Origin of the sequence: Haloarcula sp. CBA1131, from assembly GCF_008728975.1 — an archaeon.
Lineage (GTDB): Archaea > Halobacteriota > Halobacteria > Halobacteriales > Haloarculaceae > Haloarcula > Haloarcula hispanica.
In genome coordinates, this window is the sequence record NZ_RPCY01000001.1 from 718,124 (window position 1) to 741,046 (window position 22,923).

Genomic DNA, 22,923 nt, shown 5'->3' on the forward strand with positions numbered 1-22,923 from the left:
ACACCAGCAACCGGTCTCTACGATGAATCAGTTAGGCCAGAAATGATGGATGAAGAAAATATTGTCTCGCTCCTAGAGGATGCTGGCGACAAAATCTATGAAGATATTGGAGGGGAGAAAGCCCTGGAGAAGGAAACCGATATGGTTGACTGGATAGACAAACATGGTCTTTGTGATCTTTCACAAACCCATAAGATAGTTTGTCATCTTTCAGCCTTCAATCTCTATTTAAAATCAACCTTGTACGAAGAATATCGTGGAGAGCAACAACCTTTTCCACCTATTGATCGAGTTGAAGATTATTTTGAGGCGTTTCAGCAGATGGATTCTGAACTCTCAATTAGGGCTTTCGAAGAATATGCTTTGGATATTCCAACTCAGAAGGCAGATCCTGAGAGTTTGACTGAAGTTGTTGATCAGACTGCTGAATTATCTCGGGGTGAAGGAGTGAGTGAGACTATCGGTAGTATATTCGAGACACTAGTCCCCAATGAGGGACGGAAACGATTAGGGCAGTTTCGCACACCGGATAATGTAGCGGATTTCATGGTAAAGTGGGCTGTCGACGAAGGAACAGATCGTATTCTTGATCCTGGTATGGGCGCAGGGATCTTGACAACACGGGCCTATCAGGAGAAATTGCGATATAGCGGTAATGCGAGCATTGATGAGGTTTCTGGGGTTGATCTCAGTCAACTGGCTATCCTCATGTCCGCCACGGCACTCAAGATACTGGATGGCGAAGGCTCTCCAGACCTCCGCTGTAGTGATTTTCTCGATACACAGGTCATGGGTCAAAGGAATTCCCAGCTCGACACTGAGCCCAGTGAATTCTTTGCCGAGCAGTTTGATACTATAATTTCTAATCCACCGTACTCACAACACAATAACTTCTCCGAGCAAAAAGAGAGAATGAACGAGAGAGCCCGTGCTAGCTCATCCTTGGATATCTCTCTTCGTTCTCCTATGTACGTCTATTTCTACATTCATGCAGCAGAGATGCTTCGTGAAGGCGGAAAGATGGCATTCTTGACCCCCTCCGAGTTTTTAGAAACGGAATATGGGACGTATCTCAAAGAATTCCTGCAGGACAGATTCAATATTCGTGCGGTAGTAATGCCAAGCCGAGATTCCTCAATTTTCGATACAGGGCGGACTACAGCATGTATCTGTCTGTTGGAAAAATGTGAGGATCGAGAGGGATCACGAACGACCTTCATCAGCGTCTCCAATGGTTCATGGCCGGATGTCAAAGAATTGCTTGACGTAATCACTCCAGAGCAACAGGGTTCTCCGGATTGGGCATACGTAAATCAGGTGGATCAAGATGACCTTGACCCAGACGAAAACTGGACTAATATGATGGACCCCGAATCTATCGATAATCTTCCAGAGCTGAAGCAATTCAGTGATATAGCTACTATCAAGCGAGGCATCGCAACGGGCAACAACGATTTCTTTTGTCTTTCCGAGAATGAAGCGGAATGCTATGGTTTAGTGGAAGAGAGAGAGTTGGTTCCGATTATTCGACGAACCCATGGTTTAGAGTACCACGATATAATTGATGACGACTGGGAAGAGTGGAAAGAGAATGGCGAAGAAGTTTATCTACTCTACAATGTTGACCATGTGGATTGGAATACAGGAGAGGGGCTCGAAGATGAGATGGATGAAGAGAAGAAACTACTTTGGGAATATATAGACCGTGGAAAAAGAGAAGGTGTTGATCAGGGATATCTCACCAGTAATCGAGGGACATGGTACAAGGTTGAGCGTCGAGAAATCCCCGATATTCTCTGTGACTATATGTCTCAGACCGGCTTTTCGTTTTATGAAAATAACTCGGGAGTCCGATCTTTGAATAATCTACATAACATCTATCTTGATGATAGCTTCACTCAAGAACACAGGAGAGCTTTATTAGCGTATCTAAATAGCGAGCTGGTGAACAAAATCATACAGCAGAGTGGAAGAACCTATTCAGAAGAGCTGCGCAAAGTGGAACCAAATGAATTGAAACGAATTCCAGTGGTCGATCCACGAGATCTACATGAGGAAACATCAAAGCGTCTATCGATGCTATTTGAGGATTTATGTGATGCATCTCGAAATGAATCGGAGTCAAAAATCTCCGAGATAGTTAGAAGTATAGACAATGAAATTGCTGAAATTACAGGTATAGACAACTATTCTGATGACTAATAGTCAGAAAGTTGTGCGTTCTTATTCTCAATTCCTGTGATACCGGTAGTATTCCCGAGTTCCTGAAGTATATCGTCTGGTGAAGAGTTAAGATAAAATTCGTCCGATTGGCTGGATTGTCTAACTCGGTTTGTTAGGGTTGATAAGGCTTCAACGGTGTTCTCAATGTCCTCTCTGTTGTACTCACTCAAACTATCTGCAATAGTCAGCGCACCCACTGATGGGGTCACGTTTTCTCTTTGAGTTTGGATACGATGTGCTTCTTTCAACACCTTGAGAACCAGTTTCTGTTCAGGAGTCTGGCCCCAAACATCATCAATGTGACTAATCATTGAGTCAGGAGTCCCCTCATAATGCAGGATGTCGACCACTTGTGAGTAGGTGAAACGTCGTTTGTAATGGCATTCAATAATATATTTGACTGCCTCGGTTGTTGCAAAAGTAACACCGTCAGGTGAGGCAGACCTGATTTGATCGAGTTCATCTGAATCTTTTCCGTATTCTCTGGCAACACAGAATGTGCGATCAAATCGCTCACCAGGTGCTAAAATAGATAGGTCGTCATCTATCCTCACCTTTCCACGGTCCCCTATCGACTGGATTTTGATTTCAGGATTGGTCGAAGATAAAGGAATCTCGATAAATCGATGTTCACCACCTGCCGAACGGTTCACATTTCCAAAACGAATATGTTGGAATGCATCAGCTACAGTTTCAATTATGGACCGATCATCTTCGTACACTGCAGTTTCTATTTCGGTCTTAAGATAATCCACATGTGGTCGGAAACTGTCGGCAGCACTGCGTAATGCATAATCAAAGAATTCTTCAGCTTGATCAATGGTGCCATAGTCCTCCTCAGAAAGATTGAATCTTAGATATCCCAGTAATAGTAAAGAACTGGCATAGACTTCTCCGAAAGTCTCTCTTAAATTTGGCTCAATATCCTGATCTTCAACAAGCAATTTGTATAGGCTATGTTCTTCATTAATCACAATATTTCCAGCCGAATCATCAAACTCTACTGGGTAATCTGAGGTGCTTTGCGTCCGCTGAATAATATCAACCTCTTCTGGTTCAACAGGAGATTTGCCATTATTTAAGCCAGAAACAGCTTCATAGGTTTGATTTGGTGTTTTAGAACCAACTCGATTAGTCAAAGATTTTGGTTCATAATCTGAATGGTCTGAGGAATCACTTTCAGATTCTAGTTGATCTCTTTCGCGGCGAGATAGATTATACAATTTATGAGCGACTTCTTTTGCTATTTCTGGTTCTCGGCGATCTCGTTTAGTCGAATCCCGCTGAACAAGTAAAGTTTGGTCAAGACCGGGTATTTCCAACTCTGCTGTAAATTGTTTCCACCACTTATAACCAATTTCATCAATTCCCCATTTTGGACTATGCCGATTCAACAACTTACCGCGGACGGTAATCTTGAACCCATGATCATGGAAGCCACGCTCTTGTTGATCTTTGGTATCCAATTTTGATTCATAGATCTCTGCAGATCCTATCACTGGACCCAAGTTCGGAACATGTATTCCAGCGATAGACTTGCTTGTGTCATTAGGCAAATCAAATTCTTCGATTTGGCACCGATATTTTGTCTCTGGGACATCCTCACGAGAGTCATATTCTGATGAATTGTTCTTCCAGTAGGATTTAAGGCCATCTTCAATCTCCTCTATTGCATCAGAATCAGTAACATCGATACTCACAAGGGGGTCGGCATCACGCTCAGACTTTGAGATCTGTTCACCGTTGAGATAGACCTCGAAATTAGAGGAGATCGGTATAGAAGAATTAATCATACGCTCCAAAAGCCAGGGCATTAGCTGGTTTCCTGTATTCTCTGGTTGAATATCCTCAACAAGTGCAAGCGTCCAGGTGTCCCAATTCTGTTCCCAAGGATTTGGGACCTTCGCGAAAATATCAGAGAACTTCTCTCGTGCCTTATCGGTGCTAATTTCATAGACTGGGAACGGTGGAGAATCAGAGACCTTTCTGTCCTCTAATTGACTTTGGTCGACAGAAATAATACGTGTTGTATCTCCCTTATTAGCAATATACGTTAGTCTGGAGCCTAAGGCAAATGCAGCTAATTTTCCAACACCGAACTTCCCGATCTGTTGCCGATTATGATTAGTTCGATCAGGGCCAAGGTCGCGAGCTTTAGGACTCTCGGCAACTCGCCAAAGCCATTCAATCCCCTCCATATCCATTGACTCACCATTGTCAAGTACCAATAATCGGTCAGAGTCGTCCTGAGGTGTAGAAATATAGCAATCTGATGCACCAGCATCGTAGCTATTACAAACTAGCTCTTCAATTGCTCTTCGAGGATTATCATACAGCTCTGCGGAGAATTGTTCAATAATCTGAAAATTTATATCAATGTTGACCTCTGAGCTAGATTGCGTTACTTCCCTCGCACGTTTAGCAATTTCACCCTTTGGTTGGACCCCAGTGTCGTTCGCCATAGTCACAAACAGTTGAGAGCCCCCTTGAATGTTGTTGAGGGACTCTCAGTTTCCGTTCGTCCGAATCTATTATATAGGTACTTGTGTTGATTGGGGTTAATGAGTGACAGCGATGGTTTTTCTGATATTCGAGATTATGGAGCTACGAATGACCAGCCATCGGATGAAGACCATATCGGATTTAAGCCCTATGTTGAGGCTGTAAAAGAATTTATAACTTCTGAGGAAACGAGTCCGCCGTTAGCGATTTCGATCGAGGGGGACTGGGGCAGTGGGAAGTCGTCATTTATGAGCCAGTTATCGGGTGAATTAGAACAAGAGGGAGAGACTGTCATTGAATTCAGCCCATGGAGGCATGATGAGAAAGAAGAATTGTGGGCAGCATTTGCATTAAAAATAATTCGAGATCTAAAGTCTAATCTTGGGTTCATTGAGAGGGGAAAGAGTGAGATCTCGTTAATGCTCAGGAGATATTCTTCAAATAGATCGGGGTGGGGAGAGATCAAAGTAGTACTCGGTCTTTTATACCTGTCAATACCTTTAATAGTATTTTTGATCATATGGCTATCTAGAGGTACCTCATTTGTCATTGCTAATGTATTAGGCCAGTCATCAGCACACATACTTACAAATATATTCATTGGCTTGGCCGGCTCGATAGGTATTATATTTACATATTTGCGGATTTTGAGGCTACTTGGAAAAGATGCTACACCTTCTCTCGAAAAAAACCTGATATCCCATATGAAAGGGCCCGATTATAAGGAAAGAGTAGGGTTCATCGATTCATTCCATGAAGACTTCGAAGAGATCTTAGATACACTCTCTGAGGCAACCGGAGATAGTGATCGAGTCTATATTTTTATTGACGATCTTGATCGTTGTACCGTTCCAAAGTCTGCTAAACTGATGGAAGGGATTAACCTACTGATTTCTGACGATACCAGATTGATTTTTATACTTGGATTAGACCGAAGTCGGGTTGCAGCAGGAGTGGCAGCAAGGCACGATGAAGTATTAGAAGTAATCGGAGAGAACGGGACCAACGATGTTTCAGGCCTTGATTTTGGATACCAATATTTAGAGAAATTCATACAGATCCCATTCCTTGTTCCAGAACCAAAAGAGTCAGAAATCAAAGGTTTAGTGAATGGGGAGTCTGGCGATGAATCGTTTGACCAAGATATGGTTAAAGATCACTGGCGAAAAATTTCAGAGAGGCTTGAACAAGAGATGGATGAGATCGTACAAATGGCTGCTCCAGCTCTGGGGAGCAATCCAAGACAAATCAAGCGATTTATAAATCTGTTCCAGCTTCGATCTGTGTTAGCCAGTATAGAAAATGTCTTAATTATTGAAAGTAGTCCAAGAAACCCCGAAAAGGTCTCTATAAAACAGTTAGCCAAATTTGTAATAATTAGCATTCAGTGGCCCCAGCTCATATCTAAGATGTATAAAGATCCGACAGCGTTGGAAAGGCTGATTGAGTTCAAAAATGGTGATGCAGAGATTAGTGAAATATCCGATCTTGATCAATGGGCCACCGATAACGCATTAATGAATCTACTAACATATGACGTTGGAGCTGAGAGTAGCATCGAAGACAAAAATATAAGCAATTTAATAAAAGTCTCTCCTAGAACCGACAAACCAACAGAAAGCAGCTCACCGGGACTGAATGGTAAAAAGGTACAAGTCTCCGTATTTGGCCCAATTGATCATCATACAGAGATAAAAAAATCAATTTATGAAGAGTCTCAACTTACATTCAATGCAGATATTGATCTTGAATTCCGTGATATTGATCCGTTAAATATGCCAGACACCACAATATCACGAGCTCTTCAAAGTCCGGTCTGGATTATTGATGAAGACATGGCTGGTCAAAACAAAGTGGTTGATTTACTTACCTATACACCTAGTGACACATTGATTATACATGTCGGGAGCTATGAGAATAAAGAAGATTTGCCATATGAGGATAGGCATAATGTTATTATCGCAGAATCCGTGAGCGAGATCACAGATAGCGCTTTAAATAAACTCCGCAGTTTACATTATGATGAGGAGAATTCAGATTCGGAGTCATGGAATACGTGGCTTAAGAAGTCAAAAGACGCTAGAAACGACTACCTCCACCAACTATGATATTTCTCCCGGAAATGCCGCATTAATTTTTACCCCCGTCTTCCGTCAGGCTGAACCGAGATGATCACGGACTCCGCTGTTTTCGACGATGAGCAGTTGCCGCGTCGCCTCCTCCACCGAGAAGCCACCGTCGACCACCTGTCCCGAGCGTGGGAGCCAGCCCTCCAGGGTGAGCAGGCCCATGACGTGCTGATTCACGGCCCTTCCGGCGTCGGGAAGACTTCGCTCGCCCGCTTCACCCTCCAGAAACTTACTACACACGCAGACATCTACTCGGCCCACGTCGAGAGCCTCGGAAAGACTACAGCCGGCGTCGTTCGGTCGATCCTCTACGATCTCCCCGGCAGTAACCCAGCAACGAACACGCCCCGCGAGGATCTGTGCATCGAGCTGCGCGAGTGCGTCGACCAGCCGACGATCGTCATCCTTGACGAGGCGGATGACCTGCCAGCCACAGACGTACTGGACCGGCTGGCCGACGTAGAGGGCCTGTCCATCGTCGCGATCTGCCACGATCACGAGCAGTGGCTTTCGCAGTTGGACAACCAGCTTCGGCGGCGGCTGTTGCTGAAGGAACTGGCGCTGGACCGCTTCGGCGTGAACGAGTTGGCGGACATCCTCGAAGCGCGGGCACGGCGTGGGCTGCCGTCCGGCGTGATCACTCGCGAGCAGTTGGAGGAGATCGCCGACGAAGTGGCCGGCGTTGCCCGGAAGGGCATTCAGTCGCTTCGACAGGCGTCGCTGTTGGCCGAGGAACGGGACCACAGCGAGATCAGAAGCGACGATGTGGCCGATTCCTACGAGCGGGCGCAACGGTGTATTCTACAGAAGAATCTGGACTCGCTGCCGTTCCACCACCAGCTATTGTACGAACTGATTCGTGTGGGCGGTGGGCTGAAGGCCGGGGAGCTGCACGACCGCTACGAATCGGTGGCCGACGACGTGTACCGTGGACGTGAGTTGACACCGATCTCGGAGCGGTCGAGGCGGCTGAAACTCTCGAAATTGGAGGATTACGAGTTAGTTGAGGTAGAGGGTGAAAATCGGCATCGACGATATCTCGTCAGAGATGATGAAATAGAGACCCCCTCGACTAAACGACTTCCTTGCCATTATAGGAATTGACTGATAGGAGACCTATACCACTCGTTTTAAGTTTTAGAACACCCTAGATATGATTGGGTTCGGTGGCGGTCCGGGCTGTCATAGCCTGACTACCACCTGTTATAATGACTTGATTAGCTTCGAAACTAAGACAGCGACTTCCAGAACCAGTTTGACCCATCCTATAGTATCTCGGCTTTGCAGGTCGTCACCGTCATCTTGAGGTGTATCTGAATTGTCCCCATCATTCTGATCTTGGGAATGGCTGTTGTTGGGCATAGCTGTGGCTCACTGTCGCAGCCCGCGGAGAACATTGGGTTCGGTGGCGCTCCCGGTGCTGCGTACATCCCAGTGTTAATCCCCTACTAACTTAATTATTGGGAATTCGGGCACTTCAGGCCCTAATAAGGCGCTTTCCGTAAGACGATCGTCTTACACCAGCAACCGGAAAAAACACCATATTATATAAATGTGTCGGCACCTCCGATATCTTTCAATTTTATCCACAGTTGTTATAATATGGATCATACTCGGTTCTATTCGGACACAATATCATCATAGGCCTAAAACGCACCTACGTGTAGCTCTACGGTACGTAAGACGCATACACAAATGTGTAAAATATATTGCCGATCTCTCTCGGAAATCTAGCACCTTTTTAACCCGAATCCGCCCCTCGAACCGTCTGTATGCAGGTCTACACTGGTGAAGAGGTAACTGTAGAGCACATGAAGACGCTCTCCAGCCGTGGCGCACGCTTCGACATCACAACCGATGACGGGCGGAAGTGGCGAGTCGACGTGACCCGCGACGGCGACGTGGAAATCGTGATGAGCTGGCGCGGCGGCGAGTTAGCCGATCTCGAATTGCCGGAGTGGGCCGGTGACGTGACGGCACGACTCGCGAGGGTCTAAAAGAATGTCAGTCAGCGTCTTCGCCGGGATCGAGTTCGCTGGCGTCGAGTTCCTCGTTGAGGAATGCACGCCCGTCATCGGTCAGACGGTAGAGACCGCGCCCGATCTTCTCGACCAGCCCGTACCGGGTAAGCTCAGAGAGTCGATCACGGGCGTAGTTGGCAGCGGCTATGTCGAAAGTATCATCGAGAGCTTGGGGAGTCATGTTCCCTTCATCTCGAATCGTTTCCAGAATGGTTTCGTCAGTCTGAGTCATCCAATCAGCACGCTGCCTAGGCACATCAAGCGGTGTGGCTGTGGAACTCATAGGTTTATCGGTGCATTAGACATCTATTTGCAATCACTTGTATCTCAGCGTAGTAGCACAGATTAATCTGTGCAATTCACAGAAAAGTATTTCAGTAGAGGCGTTATACAGGTGAAGTGACCCGCCCATCGGACCAGAAAGGTCCGGCGTGCTGGTACACGCCGGGTGGGTCGTTTCCCGTTTGAGGCTTAGACGACCCATGAAAGACGAGAACGAGCGGGCTATTGAAAGTAGCCCAATGAGCAGCGGTATAGCCAGTTCACCAACCTGCGGAGACCGGTACGTTCCGTCTGGAGGTGCGCGTGCGTGAGCGACCGCGTCATCGAAGACGTGGACAAATGCGAAACAGACGGCTGCGAGAACTTTTGCTATCCCGGTGAGTCCCGCTGTCTGGGCTGTTACCGGAAGCGAAAGCGGGGGCAAGCATGAGCGAGGATCTGATGGATCTCTCGCCGGAGGAAGGCATCGAGCGGTTCCTCCGACATCGCGAACCGTCCGTTCGCGAGAGTACGATGCGGAACGCGAAGACGCGGCTCCGGTTCTTCAACGAGTGGTGCGAGGAGCGAGATATCGAGAACCTGAACGACCTCACCGGCCGCGATTTGGCTGACTTCGTGGCATGGAGACGGGGGGATATCGCGGCGCTGACCCTCCAGAAGCAACTCTCGACGATTCGGGAAGCACTCCGATACTGGGCCGACATCGAGGGCGTTGACGATGGGCTGGCCGAGAAGGTCCATGCCCCCGAGCTGCCCGACGGGGCCGAAAGCCGCGAGGTCCACCTGAGCGCAGACCGGGCACACCGGATACTTGACTATCTTCACGACTACCGTTACGCGAGCCGGGATCACGTCGTCTTTCTGATTCTGTGGAAGACGGCGATGCGCCGGTCGGCCCTTCGGTCACTGGATGTTGACGACCTTCGTCCCGACGACTACGCGCTGGTGCTGGAGCACCGAATCGACGAGGGAACGAAACTCAAGAACGGTGAAGACGGCGAGCGGTGGGTCTATCTCGGCCCGAGCGATTACCAGGTCGTCGACGATTACCTCGACAACCCCGACCGCTACGAGCGGACCGACGACTACGGCCGCAAGCCACTCATCACCTCGCAGCACGGTCGGCCAGCGGGTGATACCATCTACAAGTGGGTGAACAAGCTCACCCAGCCGTGCGTTCTCGGTGGGTGTCCACACGACGCTGATCCGTCGGACCCATCGACCTGCGAGGCACTGGGTTCGCGTGCGGCCCACAGTAAGTGCCCATCTTCCCGGTCACCTCACGGGCTCCGGCGTGGCAGTATCACGTATCACCTGAACAGCGACGTGTCTCCGGAGATCGTCAGCGAGCGATGCGACGTGTCGCTCGAAGTGCTCTACGAGCACTACGACGTGCGGACGAATCAGGAGAAAATGGCGGTTCGAAAGAAGCAACTGGAGCGAATCTAACATGACCATTACTAAACACAACCCTCCGTTGTCGTGTAAATTTCAGACTACTACCCGGCGAGTCCATGCGAATTTCGCTTGTTCGGTAATCGCAACACGCCGCCGCTTCTTTATAATCGACATACCGTCGAATTGTGTCTCCGTTCTGGCTGCAGCAGCTTTGCCGGTAGTGATTCGAGACGCTGTCAGGAGGGGAAAACCCGTCCCAGGAGGATAGACGAAACCACCGGTGTGTCGGTATCGGCCTTGGTTTCGGATGAGCAGCGGGTCGACCCGCTGAGTCGTTCAGAAGAACTGGAACAGATCGTCTCGCTGGGCCTCGTGAAGGTGGTGCCGGACGGCCTCGTTCAGCGGCTCGACGGAGCCGCGCTTCGCGCTGATCGGCGCGATAGTCTCCTGCCACTGTTGCCATGGCGGGTGCAGTCCGAGTCGGTCACAGAGTTCGTTCAAGCGGTCGTCCTTGTCGTCGACCTTGTCCATCTTGTTGACGGCGACGACCGGCTCGACACCGACCTCCCGGAGGAAATGAAACATCTCCACGTCGTGTGGGATCTCGTCGGGGCCGGAGTGGCGGTCGATGATGTCGATGACCGACTTGCCGTCCACGACGAGGATACCGACGAGAATATGCTCGGCGTTCCGCTCGACGTACCGGACCACGTCGGTCTTGATTTCCTCGCGGACGTCTTCGGGGACGCCTTTCATGTACCCGAAGCCGGGGAGGTCACTGATGACGAAATCGGCGCTGGCCCAGTCGAAGTGGTTGGGCGAACGCGTGACACCGGGTCGCTGGCCCGTGTCGAACGTGTGGCCCGTTATCTCGCGCATCAACGTCGATTTCCCGACGTTTGACCGACCGACGAGCACCACCTCGGCGTCCCGGTCCGGTCGTGATTCGAACATACCCCGTGTACTCCGCCGGCGGGGAAAAGCGCGTTCGTTTCCCGAGGACCGACTGTTTCGCGATTCACGGCCGCGTCTCGCTCCAGTTTTGCACCCGGGACCCGCTAACTAGCCGCTTTTTTACCCTCGCGGGTCCCACCCGGAGCCGTGCGGCTGGTACAGATACTGATTCCGACCGGAAAGCGAGACGCCGTCTTGGGCGTGTTGGCCGAGGAGGGCATCGACTACGTGCTCACCGACGAGACGAGCGGGCGGGAGTTCACCGCTGTCGTCACCTTTCCAGTCCCGACCAACGCACTCGAACCAGTCCTCGAAGAGCTGCGGAACGTCGGTATCAACGACGACGGCTATACGGTCGTCGTGGACGCGAACACCGTCATCTCCAGCCAGTTCGACGAACTAGAGGAGAAGTACGCTGAGGAGGAAGACGAAGACCGCATCGCGCGAGAGGAACTCACCTCGAAGGCAAACGACCTCGCTCCCTCGATGTCGAACTACGCGCTCATGACCATCATCAGCGCGATTATCGCGACCGCCGGGCTCCTGCTCGATTCCCCGGCCGTCGTCGTCGGCTCGATGGTCATCGCGCCGCTCATCGGCCCGGCGATGACCGCCAACGTCGGCACCGTCGTCGACGACCACGAGATGTTCATTCAGGGCGTCAAACTCCAGGCCGTCGGGCTCGGACTCGCCGTGGCAAGCGCGACTGTCTTTGCCCTGCTGGTCCGGTACGCCAACGTCATCCCGCCGCTCGCCGATGTGACCACAGTCGGCCAGATACGCGAGCGGGTCGCCCCCGACTTCCTCTCGCTGATCGTCGCGCTCGGCGCTGGCGCGGCCGGCGTCGTCAGCCTCACCAGCGGCGTCTCGACGGCACTGGTCGGCGTCATGATCGCCGTCGCGCTCATCCCGCCGGCGGCCACGGTCGGCATCGGTATCGCGTGGGGCCAACCGCTCGTCAGCCTCGGGTCCGCCGTGTTGCTGCTTGTGAACGTCCTCTCGATCAACCTCGCAGTGCTCGTCGGGCTCTGGTATCAGGGCTACCGCCCGGAACACTGGTTTCAGGAGAGCAACGCACGGTCGGCGACTGTCAAACGGATCGGCGTCCTCGTCCTGTCGATACTCGTCCTGTCGGCGTTCCTGGGCGGCGTCACCTTCGACTCCTACCAGCAGGCGACGACGGAGTCGGACATCCGCGACGCCATCCAGGGCAGCGTCGACTCGCCGGCTCGCGTGCTGACGGTCGAAATCGAGTACACCAACACTGCGATCTTCCAACAGCCGCGCCGCGTCATCGTCACTGTCGGTCTGCCGCCGGACGCGGAGCAGCCACTGCTTGTCGACCAACTGGATGCTCTGGCTGATGACGCGGCCGGCCGAGACGTTGCGACGGAAGTTCGCTACGTCACTGTCGAGCGGAACGGCTGACGCTCAAAACCGACTTTGACCGTTCGGTGACATAAATACCGTTGGGCGTGTCGGGGACGATATGGTATCACGACCACTCGCAATCGCTGGCGTCCTGGCACTGCTCGTCGCCGGTGGCGTCGGGTTCGCACTCGCGGACACCGGAGCCGTCGCGCCGTCGACGAATTCGACCGTGAGCGTCAACGCTGACGCGACCGTCGAACGCGCGCCCGACCGTGCAACCGTCACCGTCGCCGCCGTGGGCCGCGGTGAGACCGCCGAAGCGGCGCGCAACAATCTCAGCGGTGATGCTGACGCCATTACGTCGGCGCTGGAAGACGAGGGCGCGAACGTGACCTCCTCGCGGTTCCAGATCCGCCCCGAGTACGAGGAGAATCGAGAGGGCCGCGAACAGGTCGGCTACGTAGCGATCCACACCGTCGAAGCCGAGACGAGCAACGTTTCGACTGCCGGGACACTCATCGATGCCGCAGTCGACGCCGGCGCTGACCGCGTCGAGGGCGTGCGCTACTCCCTGAGCGAGGAGACGCGACAGGCCGCACGCGAAGAAGCCCTGACGACCGCGATGGACAACGCCCGAACGGACGCCGAAGTCGTCGCCGCTGCGGAGGATCGGTCCGTCGGTGACGCCGTCACGGTCCAGACCAGCGACCACGGCCGCCCCGTCGTGTACGCGGAAGCGATGGCCGCCAGTGACGCCGGCGGACGGACGAACATCCAGCCCGGCGATGTCACCGTCGACGCCTCTGTCAGTGTCTCGTACGAACTAGAATAAGCCGTTCTGACTCGCTACTGCGGTTCCTTGTTCGGCGTTTTCAAAGACACTGCCCGTTGGTAACCGCGTTCTTCGCGGGTCACTGCGTTCCCCGCTCGGGTTCATCGAGACGCCTCCCGTTGGTGACCGCAATCCTCGCGATGGCGACAGCAGTCCTCGCGGGTCACTGCGTTCCCCGCTCGGAGTGTTCGAGACGCCTCCCGTTGGTCGGCGTCTCGCTATTCGTCAAACGGCAGTTCGATCTCGTACCCCACCGCGTCGATAGCGGCCTGCAACACGCCGTCGACGTTGTCGTCTTCGGTGACGCTCATGTAGTGGTCGGCCTCCACATCCGTCGAGAGGTCGCTCTTGTTTGCGATGGTCAGAACGGGCACGTCGAAGCGCGCTTCGATGGCGTTTCGAAGTTCCAGCTGGTCCGCGAGCGGGTAGCCACACTCGCCACTTGGGTCGACGAACACGAGGACGGCGTCGGCGAGGTGTTCGAGCGCGCTCACGGCCTGTGATTCGATCTCGTTTCTGTCCTCCGGCGGTCGGTCGAGCAGGCCGGGCGTGTCGACGAGCTGGTAGCGGATGCGCTGGTCCTCGAAGTGCCCGACCCGGATCTGCGTCGTCGTGAACGGATACGAGGCGATCTCGTTGTCGGCCCGCGTGACGCGGTTGACAAAGGACGACTTGCCGACGTTGGGGTAGCCGGCGACGACGATGGCCGGCTCGTCCGGGCGGATGTCGGGGATGTCTTTGAGGGCGTTGTGCGCCGTCGAGATGGCGGCGAGGTTGTCTTCGACCTCCTCGACCACGTCGGCGATACGGGCAAAGGCCTGCTTGCGGAGCTTCCGGGCGGTGTCGATGTCGCCGCGTGCGACGCGGCTCTCGTACTCCTGGCGGATCTCGACGACCTTGTCGGCGGCCCACGAAACTTCTGCGAGGTGCTGTTTCAGCGCGTCGATACCGGGGTCGTTGTCTGCGGGGTAGGCTTCGCCGATGACCGCGTCGGCGAGTTCGATATAGAAGGGGTCCAGATCATCGATCGTCGGCCACGCCGTCACCACGTTCTCCATGTTGTCGGAGGCGATGTTCGACGCCGTCATCAGCATCGACTGCTGGGCTTCGTTCCCGTCCTTGGCCCCGCCGGCGCGCGACGCCCGCGAGAAGGCTTTGTCCACGAGCTCCTCGGCGGTAGGCGTCGTCGGCAGACCCTCGAAGGGATGGCTCATAGGTCACGTTGACGGCCGGAGCGTAAAAGCGCGTTCAATCGCGCCCCAAACTGTTGCGAGTCACGCTTTTGAGCGTCCCGACCGCAGTTCCGGTATGGCACAGATTGACGCCGGCGAGATTCTGTCCAACGACCACGTCCAGCAGATGGCCGCCGAGGGACGGGTCACCCAGATGCACCGCGGCCACCAGTACGCCGACGAAGGCGACACCTTCGAGATCGACGGCACCGAGTTCGAGGTGACAGACGTAACACACCGGACACTGGGCGACATGACCGACGAGGACGCACAGCGCGAGGGGTCGGAGGACCTCGACGCGTACAAGGAACGAATGAAGAAAGTCCACGGCAGTTTCGAGTGGGACGACGACAGCGAGGTCGTCCGGCATCGGTTCGCGCCCGTTGACGAGTAGCGCCCCGACGACTGAGCGCCCTATTACTCCGATACCACGTCGACGCCGGTAAACTCGAAGCGTGCGCCGCCGGCATCGCTTTCAGTGAGGGTGACTGTCCAGCCATGCGCAGCGGCGATCTGTGAGATAATCGAGAGCCCGAACCCGGTGCCGTCAGTTGTCGTCGAGTAGCCGCTTTCGAACACCGCCTCCCGGTCGGCTTCGGGGATACCCGGACCGTCATCCGAGACTGCGAACCCGCCCGGAATCTCGCTAATCGTTACTGTCACGCCTGGTATGTCGTGTTTATCGGTACCACCGGACTGAATCCGACTGTCCGTAGCGCTGTGCTCTACGGCGTTTCGGATCAGGTTCTCCAGCAACTGTTTGAGCCGCGTCATGTCCGCCTGTATCTTGCGGTCGGTGTCGACCACCAACGTCGCGTCGCCGGTATCGACGACCTCCCAGCAGTCCTCGACTGCTGTCGCCAGTGCCACCGTTTCCATCTCTGTAATGTCGTCGCCGGTCCGGGCCAGTAACAGGAGGTCGTCAATCAGCGCCTGCATCCGCTCGAGAGCCTGTTCTATCGCGGCCATATTGCTGTCGTCGTCACACTCCTCTTTCAGCGCGCCCAGCCGGCCGATAGCGACGTTGAGAGGGTTGCGAAGGTCGTGGCTGACGACTGTCGCGAACTGTTCCAGACGGTCGTTTTGCGTCGATAGTTCCTGCTCACGGTCACGGAGCTGTCTGTCGCGCTCGACGGCGGCGAGAGCCGCCTCCATGTTCGCCGCGAGGACCCGCCCAGCGACGATGTCTGCCTCGTCGAATGCATCGACGGTCGTCGATGCGGCGATGAGAATGCCGTGTTCCCCCAGCGGCAGATACAGTTCGCTGCGTATCGGTGTCTCGGGGTTCTGCACGTCCTCTTCCAGCCGCACGTCGGGGACTGCGGTCGCTTCGCCACGCTCGTACACCCGCCAGGCGATGCTGTCGCCCGGCCCGAACGTCGGGATATCACCGACCAACTCTCGAGCCGATGCGGTCGCGGCGACGGGTTCTAACTCCCCGTCGTCGTTGAGGAGGTGGACAGCATTCGCGTCAAGCCCGATAATCTCCGCGGCCGCGTTGACGCCGATCCCGGCAACTTCGTTGTGGACTTCGGCGGCCATCAACTGTCGGGTGGCCTCGTGCAGCGCTTCGAGCCGCTGTTCGCGCTCGTCCGTATCGCCCCGGTCGCTGATGACCGACACTGTGCCGTCTTCGCCGTCCCAGGTCACGTCACACGCCGTGACGCTGGCCTGCACGCTGTTGCCAGCGAGGGTCCGTATCGTCCGGCTGACTTGGCCAGCCGTCTGGCCGTTCTCGACGACGCGTTCAACGGTCTCGGTCCCGCCGTCCGTTGTCGGTTCGACGAGGTCGGTCAGTGGCCGGTCACAGAGGTCGTCGCTGTCTGCTGCGCCGAAAAACTCCACCGCCGCCGGGTTCGCGTATACGACGGTGTCGGCGACGCTGATGAGGGCCGCATCGCTCGTTGCGTCGAGAATCCGTTTCGTCCGTTCCTGTGCGGTATCGGCCGTTGCTTTCGCTCTGACTCGCTCGACTGTGTTTCGGATCCGCTGCGCGAGCACGGCGTACTGCTGGGACCCCTGCACTTTTTGAATGTAATCGGTGACGCCGGCCGTGACTGCCTCGCTTGCGAGCGACTCGCTCCCCTGACTGGTAAATAACAGGAACGGCATATCCGGGTCTCTGGCACGGACCGCCTCCAGAAACTCCAGCCCGTCGATGCCGGGCATATCGTAGTCGCTGACGATGCAGTCCACGTCGTGCGCATCCAGATACGATAGTCCGTCCGTAGCGCTCGTGACTCCGGTGGCGTCGATCGCCTCGTCGTTGCGTTCGAGATGTGTCGCGATCAGGTCTGCGTACGACGGTTCGTCATCGACACAGAGGACTGTAATGCCCGACGCCACATGGCCCATGCCTCCTGATATGAACTGTGTCAGTGTCAATCTATCGCGCCCCTCACCTGGTGACGGGTCGCCTTACCGCCGCTTGGCCAGTTCTGCACGCAAATCGTCGACGTCCATGTCTTTCATCGACAGCAGAACGAGCAGGTGATAGACGATATCGGCCGATTCGTGGGCGAGCTCTTCGGTATCGTCGTCTTTGGCCGCCAGAATCAGCTCCGTCGTCTCCTCGCCCAACTTCTCTAGCACGGCATTTTCGCCCTTCTCGTGGGTGAACAGCGACGCCGTGTAGGAGTCCTCGGGAAGGTTCGCCTTGCGGTCCTCGATGACAGCGAACAGTTCGTCGATAACGTCGCCGGTGTCGTCGCTCATAGCCGCCGTTCGGTCAGCGGGGCCTTCAGGCCGTCGCTACGACTCCACCGAGTCGAAAAAGGCCAGGTCGTGGATACGCGGGTCCTCGGTCAGTTCGGGGTGGAACGACGTGCCGACGACCGGTCCCTCACGGACCGCGACTGGGTGGTCGTCCCACGTCGCCAGCACTTCGACGTCCGTGCCGACGTAGTCGATGACCGGTGCGCGGATGAACACCGCCGGGAACGGGTCGTCAAGACCCTCGACCGCCAGTGGGGCTTCGAAGCTGTCCTTCTGTCGCCCGAACGCGTTGCGCTCGACGGAGACGTCGATGACGTTCAGCGTGTCGACGCGGTCGTCCTGTGCGTCGCTCGCGCTGACGATGAGCCCGGCACACGTCGCCAGCACCGGCTTGCCGGCTTCGACGTGGGACTGGATTTCGTCGGCGATGCCCTCCCGGTGGATGAGCCGCGATATCGTGGTCGATTCCCCGCCCGGTAGCAACAGCACATCGCAGTCGGGGACGACCCCGGACTCGCGTATCTCGACGACCTCCGCCGTCTGGTCGTGGGCCGCTGCCGCCCGCCTGATCGCGTCTCCGTGTTCAGAGACATCGCCCTGAACCGCGAGTACACCCGCGCGTAGCGTCATACGTCCCCGTTAGTGTGCCTGTGCGAAAAGCCTCTCGTCTCCTGCAAAGATCCGGTAGCAGGGCCGTCTTTGACTCCTCCGGCGTCGTCTACGACGCCGCTCAGTGTCCGTTCGGATATAGTCGAACCAAACGGTTAGGTGAGGCGGCCTGTAGACGTGGCACATGGGAAAGCGACGGCAGGACCCGGTCGAGGTAAACGCGGACGGGTCGGCAGACCTCTATGAGATATCGACTTGGGAGCCCCGGTCGAGGCTGGACCGGTTCGCCCACTGGCTCTACCACATCGGAATACGGACGCTGCGGTATCTGGTCATCCTTGCAGCCATTCTGATCCTCCTCCTGCAGGTCGCGTTCGGGAGCCTCGGCGCGCTCAGCGACCAGCCGCTGTTTGCCGGGATGGCCATCCTCTCTGCCGTGCCGGCGCTCGGACTCGCGGCCTACATCTACTACGCTGATGTGACTACGGAGGAACCACTGACGCTGCTCGTGGGAACGTTCTTGCTCGGAGTGTTGTTTGCCGGCTTTGCCGGTATTCTCAACGGGTTCCTCGGCGAGCCGGTTCAGGCAATCGGCTCCGGGTTCGGGCTCGTGCCGTTCCTCGGTCAGGTGTTCGTCTTCTTCCTCATCGTCGGTCCCGTCGAGGAGACCGTGAAACTGCTGGCGGTACGCCTGTACGCCTTCCGCGACAACCGCTTCGACGCCGTCGTCGACGGTGCGGTGTACGGCGCTGTCGCCGGTCTCGGCTTTGCGACTATCGAAAACGCGCTGTACATCACACAGAACGCCGAGATGGCTACCGGGACGGTCGAGTTACTCGCCGCGAGCAGCGACATCACCGCGATCAGAGCGCTCGCGGGGCCGGGCCACGTCATCTACTCGGCCTTCGCCGGCTACTACCTCGGTCTGGCGAAGTTCAACCCCGACGACGCCGGCCCAATCGTGCTGAAGGGACTGCTCATCGCTTCGCTCATCCACGCCGTCTACAACACGCTGGCCGGCCCGGTGACAGCTATCCTGGCGGGCATCTACAACGTCAACTTCCTCGTCGCGTTCTTCGGCTTCGTCATCGTGTACGACTCGTTTTTCGGCCTGCTGTTGCTGAAGAAGGTTCACGCCTACCGGCGGGCCTACAGGCGCGCTCACGAGGACCCGGACGAGACTGCGCTTCGCCCGGAACAGACCGAGTTCGACCCTTAGACCAACTGCTCGACGTATTTCGCGACCACGTCGACCTCTAAGTGGACTGGATCGCCGACCGACTTCTCCGACAGCGTCGTCTCGGCGTACGTCGTCGGAATGATCGCCACGTCGAACTCCTCGGAGCGACGGTCGGCGACGGTCAGGCTGATGCCGTCGACCGTTATCGACCCTTTCTGAACCAGATAGTCCTGATGGGCCTCGGGCAGGGAGAACGTGAACGTCCAGTCCTCGCCCTCCTGTTCGATACCGACGATCTCGGCCGTCGTGTCGACGTGGCCCTGCACGATGTGGCCGTCGAACCGGCCGTCGGCCGGCATCGCCCGCTCAAGGTTCACCCGGTCACCGCCGTCGAGGTCATCGAAGAACGTCCGGGCGAGTGTCTCCTGGGCGAGAAACACCTCGAACCACTCACCGTCGGCCGCCTTCTCGACGGTGAGACAGACGCCGCTGACGCTGATCGACTGGCCGTGGTCGAGTCCCTCGAACGGCGCGCCGATCCGCATCCGACGCCCGCCCTCGTCGTCAATAACCGCCTGCACCTCGCCGGTCGTCTCGACGATTCCGGTGAACATACCCCAGATACAGCACGGCTGGCGGAAAGCACTTGGCTTCCCGGAGACGTAATATAGACTCGGAACCGAGTAATTACTTACAATGTATTGGCGGAAGGAATTTATCCTCGCCGCTGGTAGCGCGGTGTATGGCAGCTACGCCCGACGCTGACCACGACTGGACTGGCCGTCACGCACGGACGGAACCGACCGAAACCGGGCGAATCGTCGAGGTGCCCGACGAACTAATCGAAGACTGGGACCTGCGACACGCGGAGACGAAAGGCCGCAGTTAACGCTGTAGCGCTTCGACGCCGACCAGTTCCGCGCCGGTCAGCGCCCGGATGTAGGCCCCGCCCGCGATAGAGACGTGGCCGAACTCGTCTTCTTCCATCCCGTACATCTCGATAGCTCGTGAGGTGTCGCCGCCGCCGACGACGGAGAAGCAGTCGGTGTCGGCGATGGCTTCGAGCACGCCGGCGGTGCCGACCGAGAACCGCTCGTCCTCGAACATCCCCAGTGCGCCCTTCACGAAGACGGCCTCGGAGTCCCGGATGATCGGCGAGTACTCCATGACGGTCTCGCTCCCGACGTCGAGGTAGGAGACGCTCTTTTCCTCGATGTCGTCGACGGCCTGCTCGGCGCGGTCGCCGTTCTCGTCCTCGTAGGCCAGGTCGACCGCGAGCGTGATCTGGTCGCGGTGGTCTTCGAGCATGGACTCGATCTTCTCGCTGTTTTGCTCCCACTGCTCGTCGTAGAGGTTCGCGTCATCGATGTCGTAGCCGACCGGGTAGCCAGCGGCTCGGAGGAACAGTTCTCCGGCGATGCCGCCCAGCAGGAAGTCGTCGACCTTCTCGTCGAGGTGGGTCATGACGTCGATGACGTCCGTGGCCTTCGTCCCGCCGACGACCATCGTCACCTGCCCGTCAAACTCCTTTTCGGCGATAGCGGTGTTGGCCTCGTACTCGGTTTCCATGACACGGCCGGCGTAGGCGTCCATGACCAGCGGGAAGCCCACCAGTGAGGCGTGCGAGCGGTGGGCCGCCGAGTACGCGTCGTTGATGTAGGCGTCGAATTCGTCTTTGAGCGTCTGGACGAACTCCGTCTGTGACTTGATTTCGGGGTCCTCCTCGGGCAGTTCGTCGTCACACATCCGGGTGTTCTCTAGAACGAGTACGTCGCCGCCGTCGAGGGCCGCGATGTCGTGAATGGCCTGTGGGCCATAGGTCTCGTCGACGAAGTCCACGTCGTGGTCGATGTGATCCGCGAGGATGTCGGCGTGTTGTTCGAGCGAAACAAAGTCGTCACGGCCCGGACGGCCCTGGTGGGCCAGCACCGCGACCTCGAACCCGCGGTCGACGAGTTCGCTGATCGTCTCCGCGTGGCGGTCGAACCGTCGGTTGTCCTGTACTGTGCCGTCCTCCACCGGTGAGTTGAGATCGAGTCGAACGAGGACGCGCTGTCCGTCGTCGAGGTCGTCGAGCGTCTGGAAGGTCATCACTCGGGAGGAAACCTGCCGACCGCTTAACGGTTTCCGAGTCCGAACAGTGGGCGGCTTGTCGGGAGCTACCGTCGTTGTTTGCACTGGCTACCAGCGTAGAAATGGGGAGAGGGGTGGGAGTGAGGGTGGGGTGGGAGTCGGGATGGGGACACCGTTGTCGCACACAGCCGGCACCGGGTCACAGGATGCCGACTGGGGGCACAACTGTCTGTGCTGACACACAGAGTCGACCAGTGGGCAAACACCGGTTCGGACTCTATGTGTGCAACATCTTTAGTGAACAATAATTATAAACCTTCCTGACGCCGCAAATCGTTTCTGCGTTTACTCAGTGATGTACTCGGCCACGTCGAGCATCCGGTTCGAGAAGCCGTACTCGTTGTCGTACCAGGTGAGAATCTTCGTCATCCCGGAGACGACGTTCGTCGACTGCAGGTCGACCTGCGTGGAGTACGGGTCCCCGAGGATGTCCGAGGAGACGACGTCGTCGCTCGTGACGCCCAGCACGCCTTCGAGTTCGCCGGCAGCGGCCTCCTCGAAGGCGGCGTTGACATCGCTCTCCGTCACGTCGTCGTCGAGGTCGACAACGAACTCGGTGATGGAGCCGTTCGGCACCGGGACGCGGATAGCCATCCCGTCGAGTTTGCCTTCAAGCTCGGGCAGGACCTCGGTGGTCGCCTGCGCGGCACCGGTCGAGGTCGGGATGATGTTCTCGGCAGCCGCGCGGCGACGGCGGGGCTTGCCGTTCGGGCCGTCCATCAGGTTCTGCGAGCCGGTGTAGGCGTGGACCGTCGTCAGCTGGCCGGCGTTGATGCCGAACTCCTCGTCGAGGACCTTCGCGACCGGCGTGATGGAGTTGGTCGTACAGGAGGCGTTCGAGACGACGTCTTCGCCGTCGTACTCGTCGTGGTTGACGCCGTAGACGAGCTGCTTGACCGGCTCGTCGCCCTTCGGCGGCGCGGAGATGAGGACCTTGTCGGCCCCGGCGTCGAGGTGCTGGCTCGCGTCCTCCTTGGTGCGGAAGATGCCGGTCGCCTCGAAGGCCACGTCGACATCGAGGTCGTCCCACGGGAGCTGTGTGGGATCTGTTTCGTGGAAGATGCCTGCTTCGAAGTCGGTCCCCTCGACCGTGAGGACGCCGTCGTCGACGCTGGCCCCTTCGAGTTCACCCATGACGGTGTCGTACTGGGCGAAGTAGTCGATTTCCGAGTCGTCCATCACATCGTTGATACCGACGACTTCGACGTTGTCGTTGTGTAACGATGCGCGGAATACGTTGCGGCCGATACGGCCGAAGCCGTTGAGGCCGACGCGGACTGGCTCACTCATTGGTGTCTAGAGAGGCAGTCGGTCAGTGTAAAGTGTTTTCGGATTTGTTGTA

21 protein-coding genes are annotated in these 22,923 nt (G+C 56.1%); 11 read left to right on the forward strand and 10 right to left on the reverse strand.

Going from position 1 to position 22,923, the window contains the following annotated elements; translation table 11 throughout:
* The first annotated feature begins 42 nt into the window (after window positions 1–42).
* Window positions 43–2,202: an N-6 DNA methylase gene (locus Har1131_RS03700; RefSeq protein ID WP_151145110.1), complete on the forward strand. Its 2,160-nt coding sequence runs from the start codon at window positions 43–45 to the stop codon at window positions 2,200–2,202.
* Here the strand turns inward: Har1131_RS03700 and Har1131_RS03705 are convergent.
* Entirely contained in the window at window positions 2,199–4,685 is a 2,487-nt protein-coding gene (locus tag Har1131_RS03705; protein WP_151145113.1) for an ATP-binding protein, read from the reverse strand. The two genes, Har1131_RS03700 and Har1131_RS03705, sit on opposite strands and share 4 nt — an antisense overlap.
* Before the next feature lie 99 nt (window positions 4,686–4,784).
* Here Har1131_RS03705 and Har1131_RS03710 point away from each other — a divergent pair, with 99 nt between their 5' ends.
* The 3 genes from Har1131_RS03710 to Har1131_RS03720 all read left to right on the forward strand — a co-directional run bounded on the left by Har1131_RS03710 (window position 4,785) and on the right by Har1131_RS03720 (window position 8,851).
* The gene (locus tag Har1131_RS03710; protein WP_151145116.1) at window positions 4,785–6,833 is read left to right on the forward strand and encodes a P-loop NTPase fold protein; all 2,049 of its coding nucleotides are present in this window, start codon (window positions 4,785–4,787) and stop codon (window positions 6,831–6,833) included.
* Window positions 6,834–6,893: 60 nt separating this feature from the next.
* Entirely contained in the window at window positions 6,894–7,958 is a 1,065-nt protein-coding gene (locus Har1131_RS03715; protein WP_151145124.1) for a Cdc6/Cdc18 family protein, read from the forward strand.
* Window positions 7,959–8,626: 668 nt separating this feature from the next.
* Window positions 8,627–8,851 carry a hypothetical protein gene (locus Har1131_RS03720; protein WP_151145135.1) on the forward strand — a complete coding sequence of 75 codons (225 nt, stop codon included), beginning with the start codon at window positions 8,627–8,629 and terminating at the stop codon, window positions 8,849–8,851.
* A gap of 7 nt (window positions 8,852–8,858) precedes the next feature.
* Here the strand turns inward: Har1131_RS03720 and Har1131_RS03725 are convergent, their stop codons facing one another.
* A complete protein-coding gene (locus Har1131_RS03725) occupies window positions 8,859–9,107 on the reverse strand; it encodes a winged helix DNA-binding protein (RefSeq protein WP_151145144.1) in 249 nt (82 codons plus the stop codon).
* Between the two features lie 357 nt (window positions 9,108–9,464).
* On the opposite strand from Har1131_RS03725, the gene Har1131_RS22470 reads away from it, so the two are divergent.
* Together Har1131_RS22470 and Har1131_RS03730 are read left to right on the forward strand one after the other, a co-directional pair.
* Window positions 9,465–9,587, forward strand: a complete 123-nt coding sequence (locus Har1131_RS22470; RefSeq protein WP_255359480.1) for a hypothetical protein — start codon at window positions 9,465–9,467, stop codon at window positions 9,585–9,587.
* Window positions 9,584–10,606 carry a site-specific integrase gene (locus Har1131_RS03730; RefSeq protein ID WP_151145147.1) on the forward strand — a complete coding sequence of 341 codons (1,023 nt, stop codon included), beginning with the start codon at window positions 9,584–9,586 and terminating at the stop codon, window positions 10,604–10,606. Before Har1131_RS22470 ends, Har1131_RS03730 begins: the two co-directional genes overlap by 4 nt.
* A gap of 285 nt (window positions 10,607–10,891) precedes the next feature.
* Here the strand turns inward: Har1131_RS03730 and engB are convergent, their stop codons facing one another.
* Window positions 10,892–11,509, reverse strand: coding sequence for a GTP-binding protein EngB (gene engB, locus Har1131_RS03735; protein ID WP_058990855.1), 618 nt, complete (start codon window positions 11,507–11,509; stop codon window positions 10,892–10,894).
* Between the two features lie 147 nt (window positions 11,510–11,656).
* Between engB and Har1131_RS03740 the strand changes: the two genes are divergently transcribed.
* Together Har1131_RS03740 and Har1131_RS03745 are read left to right on the forward strand one after the other, a co-directional pair.
* On the forward strand, window positions 11,657–12,937 hold the full coding sequence (locus Har1131_RS03740) for a TIGR00341 family protein (protein ID WP_014041456.1): 1,281 nt from the start codon (window positions 11,657–11,659) through the stop codon (window positions 12,935–12,937).
* Window positions 12,938–12,998: 61 nt separating this feature from the next.
* Window positions 12,999–13,712, forward strand: a complete 714-nt coding sequence (locus tag Har1131_RS03745; RefSeq protein WP_151145150.1) for an SIMPL domain-containing protein — start codon at window positions 12,999–13,001, stop codon at window positions 13,710–13,712.
* A 218-nt stretch (window positions 13,713–13,930) separates the two neighbouring features.
* Here Har1131_RS03745 and Har1131_RS03750 read toward each other — a convergent pair whose 3' ends face one another.
* Entirely contained in the window at window positions 13,931–14,926 is a 996-nt protein-coding gene (locus Har1131_RS03750; protein WP_050037152.1) for a GTPase, read from the reverse strand.
* A 94-nt stretch (window positions 14,927–15,020) separates the two neighbouring features.
* On the opposite strand from Har1131_RS03750, the gene Har1131_RS03755 reads away from it, so the two are divergent.
* On the forward strand, window positions 15,021–15,338 hold the full coding sequence (locus tag Har1131_RS03755) for an ASCH domain-containing protein (protein WP_151103874.1): 318 nt from the start codon (window positions 15,021–15,023) through the stop codon (window positions 15,336–15,338).
* A gap of 23 nt (window positions 15,339–15,361) precedes the next feature.
* Here Har1131_RS03755 and Har1131_RS03760 read toward each other — a convergent pair whose 3' ends face one another.
* From Har1131_RS03760 to pdxT, 3 genes are all read right to left on the reverse strand, one after another.
* The gene (locus tag Har1131_RS03760) at window positions 15,362–17,299 is read right to left on the reverse strand and encodes a response regulator (RefSeq protein WP_050037151.1); all 1,938 of its coding nucleotides are present in this window, start codon (window positions 17,297–17,299) and stop codon (window positions 15,362–15,364) included.
* A gap of 63 nt (window positions 17,300–17,362) precedes the next feature.
* Window positions 17,363–17,659: a phosphoribosyl-ATP diphosphatase gene (gene hisE, locus Har1131_RS03765; RefSeq protein WP_014041451.1), complete on the reverse strand. Its 297-nt coding sequence runs from the start codon at window positions 17,657–17,659 to the stop codon at window positions 17,363–17,365.
* 36 nt (window positions 17,660–17,695) lie between these two features.
* Window positions 17,696–18,289, reverse strand: coding sequence for a pyridoxal 5'-phosphate synthase glutaminase subunit PdxT (pdxT, locus tag Har1131_RS03770; RefSeq protein WP_008307597.1), 594 nt, complete (start codon window positions 18,287–18,289; stop codon window positions 17,696–17,698).
* Between the two features lie 163 nt (window positions 18,290–18,452).
* Between pdxT and Har1131_RS03775 the strand changes: the two genes are divergently transcribed.
* Window positions 18,453–19,487 (forward strand): PrsW family glutamic-type intramembrane protease, encoded by a 1,035-nt coding sequence (locus Har1131_RS03775; RefSeq protein ID WP_014041449.1) that lies wholly within the window; start codon window positions 18,453–18,455, stop codon window positions 19,485–19,487.
* Here Har1131_RS03775 and Har1131_RS03780 read toward each other — a convergent pair.
* Window positions 19,484–20,062 carry a riboflavin synthase gene (locus Har1131_RS03780; RefSeq protein WP_014041448.1) on the reverse strand — a complete coding sequence of 193 codons (579 nt, stop codon included), beginning with the start codon at window positions 20,060–20,062 and terminating at the stop codon, window positions 19,484–19,486. The genes Har1131_RS03775 and Har1131_RS03780 overlap by 4 nt on opposite strands.
* 128 nt (window positions 20,063–20,190) lie before the next feature.
* Here Har1131_RS03780 and Har1131_RS21625 point away from each other — a divergent pair, with 128 nt between their 5' ends.
* Window positions 20,191–20,337: a hypothetical protein gene (locus tag Har1131_RS21625; RefSeq protein WP_008307600.1), complete on the forward strand. Its 147-nt coding sequence runs from the start codon at window positions 20,191–20,193 to the stop codon at window positions 20,335–20,337.
* On the opposite strand, the gene Har1131_RS03785 is transcribed toward Har1131_RS21625, so the two are convergent.
* Window positions 20,334–21,539: a phosphoglycerate kinase gene (locus tag Har1131_RS03785; protein WP_050037149.1), complete on the reverse strand. Its 1,206-nt coding sequence runs from the start codon at window positions 21,537–21,539 to the stop codon at window positions 20,334–20,336. The genes Har1131_RS21625 and Har1131_RS03785 overlap by 4 nt on opposite strands.
* 327 nt (window positions 21,540–21,866) lie before the next feature.
* Window positions 21,867–22,871 carry a type I glyceraldehyde-3-phosphate dehydrogenase gene (gene gap, locus Har1131_RS03790; RefSeq protein ID WP_008307604.1) on the reverse strand — a complete coding sequence of 335 codons (1,005 nt, stop codon included), beginning with the start codon at window positions 22,869–22,871 and terminating at the stop codon, window positions 21,867–21,869.
* Between the last annotated feature and the right edge of the window lie 52 nt (window positions 22,872–22,923).

What these genes read in the sequence shown, in the direction of transcription:
- Har1131_RS03700 (WP_151145110.1), top strand. Translation starts at nt 43, where the DNA reads ATGATGGATGAAGAAAATATTGTCTCGCTCCTAGAGGATGCTGGCGAC.
- Har1131_RS03705 (WP_151145113.1), bottom strand. Translation starts at nt 4,685, where the DNA reads ATGGCGAACGACACTGGGGTCCAACCAAAGGGTGAAATTGCTAAACGT.
- Har1131_RS03710 (WP_151145116.1), top strand. Translation starts at nt 4,785, where the DNA reads ATGAGTGACAGCGATGGTTTTTCTGATATTCGAGATTATGGAGCTACG.
- Har1131_RS03715 (WP_151145124.1), top strand. Translation starts at nt 6,894, where the DNA reads ATGATCACGGACTCCGCTGTTTTCGACGATGAGCAGTTGCCGCGTCGC.
- Har1131_RS03720 (WP_151145135.1), top strand. Translation starts at nt 8,627, where the DNA reads ATGCAGGTCTACACTGGTGAAGAGGTAACTGTAGAGCACATGAAGACG.
- Har1131_RS03725 (WP_151145144.1), bottom strand. Translation starts at nt 9,107, where the DNA reads ATGACTCAGACTGACGAAACCATTCTGGAAACGATTCGAGATGAAGGG.
- Har1131_RS03730 (WP_151145147.1), top strand. Translation starts at nt 9,584, where the DNA reads ATGAGCGAGGATCTGATGGATCTCTCGCCGGAGGAAGGCATCGAGCGG.
- engB (WP_058990855.1), bottom strand. Translation starts at nt 11,509, where the DNA reads ATGTTCGAATCACGACCGGACCGGGACGCCGAGGTGGTGCTCGTCGGT.
- Har1131_RS03745 (WP_151145150.1), top strand. Translation starts at nt 12,999, where the DNA reads ATGGTATCACGACCACTCGCAATCGCTGGCGTCCTGGCACTGCTCGTC.
- Har1131_RS03750 (WP_050037152.1), bottom strand. Translation starts at nt 14,926, where the DNA reads ATGAGCCATCCCTTCGAGGGTCTGCCGACGACGCCTACCGCCGAGGAG.
- Har1131_RS03755 (WP_151103874.1), top strand. Translation starts at nt 15,021, where the DNA reads ATGGCACAGATTGACGCCGGCGAGATTCTGTCCAACGACCACGTCCAG.
- Har1131_RS03760 (WP_050037151.1), bottom strand. Translation starts at nt 17,299, where the DNA reads ATGGGCCATGTGGCGTCGGGCATTACAGTCCTCTGTGTCGATGACGAA.
- hisE (WP_014041451.1), bottom strand. Translation starts at nt 17,659, where the DNA reads ATGAGCGACGACACCGGCGACGTTATCGACGAACTGTTCGCTGTCATC.
- pdxT (WP_008307597.1), bottom strand. Translation starts at nt 18,289, where the DNA reads ATGACGCTACGCGCGGGTGTACTCGCGGTTCAGGGCGATGTCTCTGAA.
- Har1131_RS03775 (WP_014041449.1), top strand. Translation starts at nt 18,453, where the DNA reads ATGGGAAAGCGACGGCAGGACCCGGTCGAGGTAAACGCGGACGGGTCG.
- Har1131_RS03780 (WP_014041448.1), bottom strand. Translation starts at nt 20,062, where the DNA reads ATGTTCACCGGAATCGTCGAGACGACCGGCGAGGTGCAGGCGGTTATT.
- Har1131_RS21625 (WP_008307600.1), top strand. Translation starts at nt 20,191, where the DNA reads ATGGCAGCTACGCCCGACGCTGACCACGACTGGACTGGCCGTCACGCA.
- Har1131_RS03785 (WP_050037149.1), bottom strand. Translation starts at nt 21,539, where the DNA reads ATGACCTTCCAGACGCTCGACGACCTCGACGACGGACAGCGCGTCCTC.
- gap (WP_008307604.1), bottom strand. Translation starts at nt 22,871, where the DNA reads ATGAGTGAGCCAGTCCGCGTCGGCCTCAACGGCTTCGGCCGTATCGGC.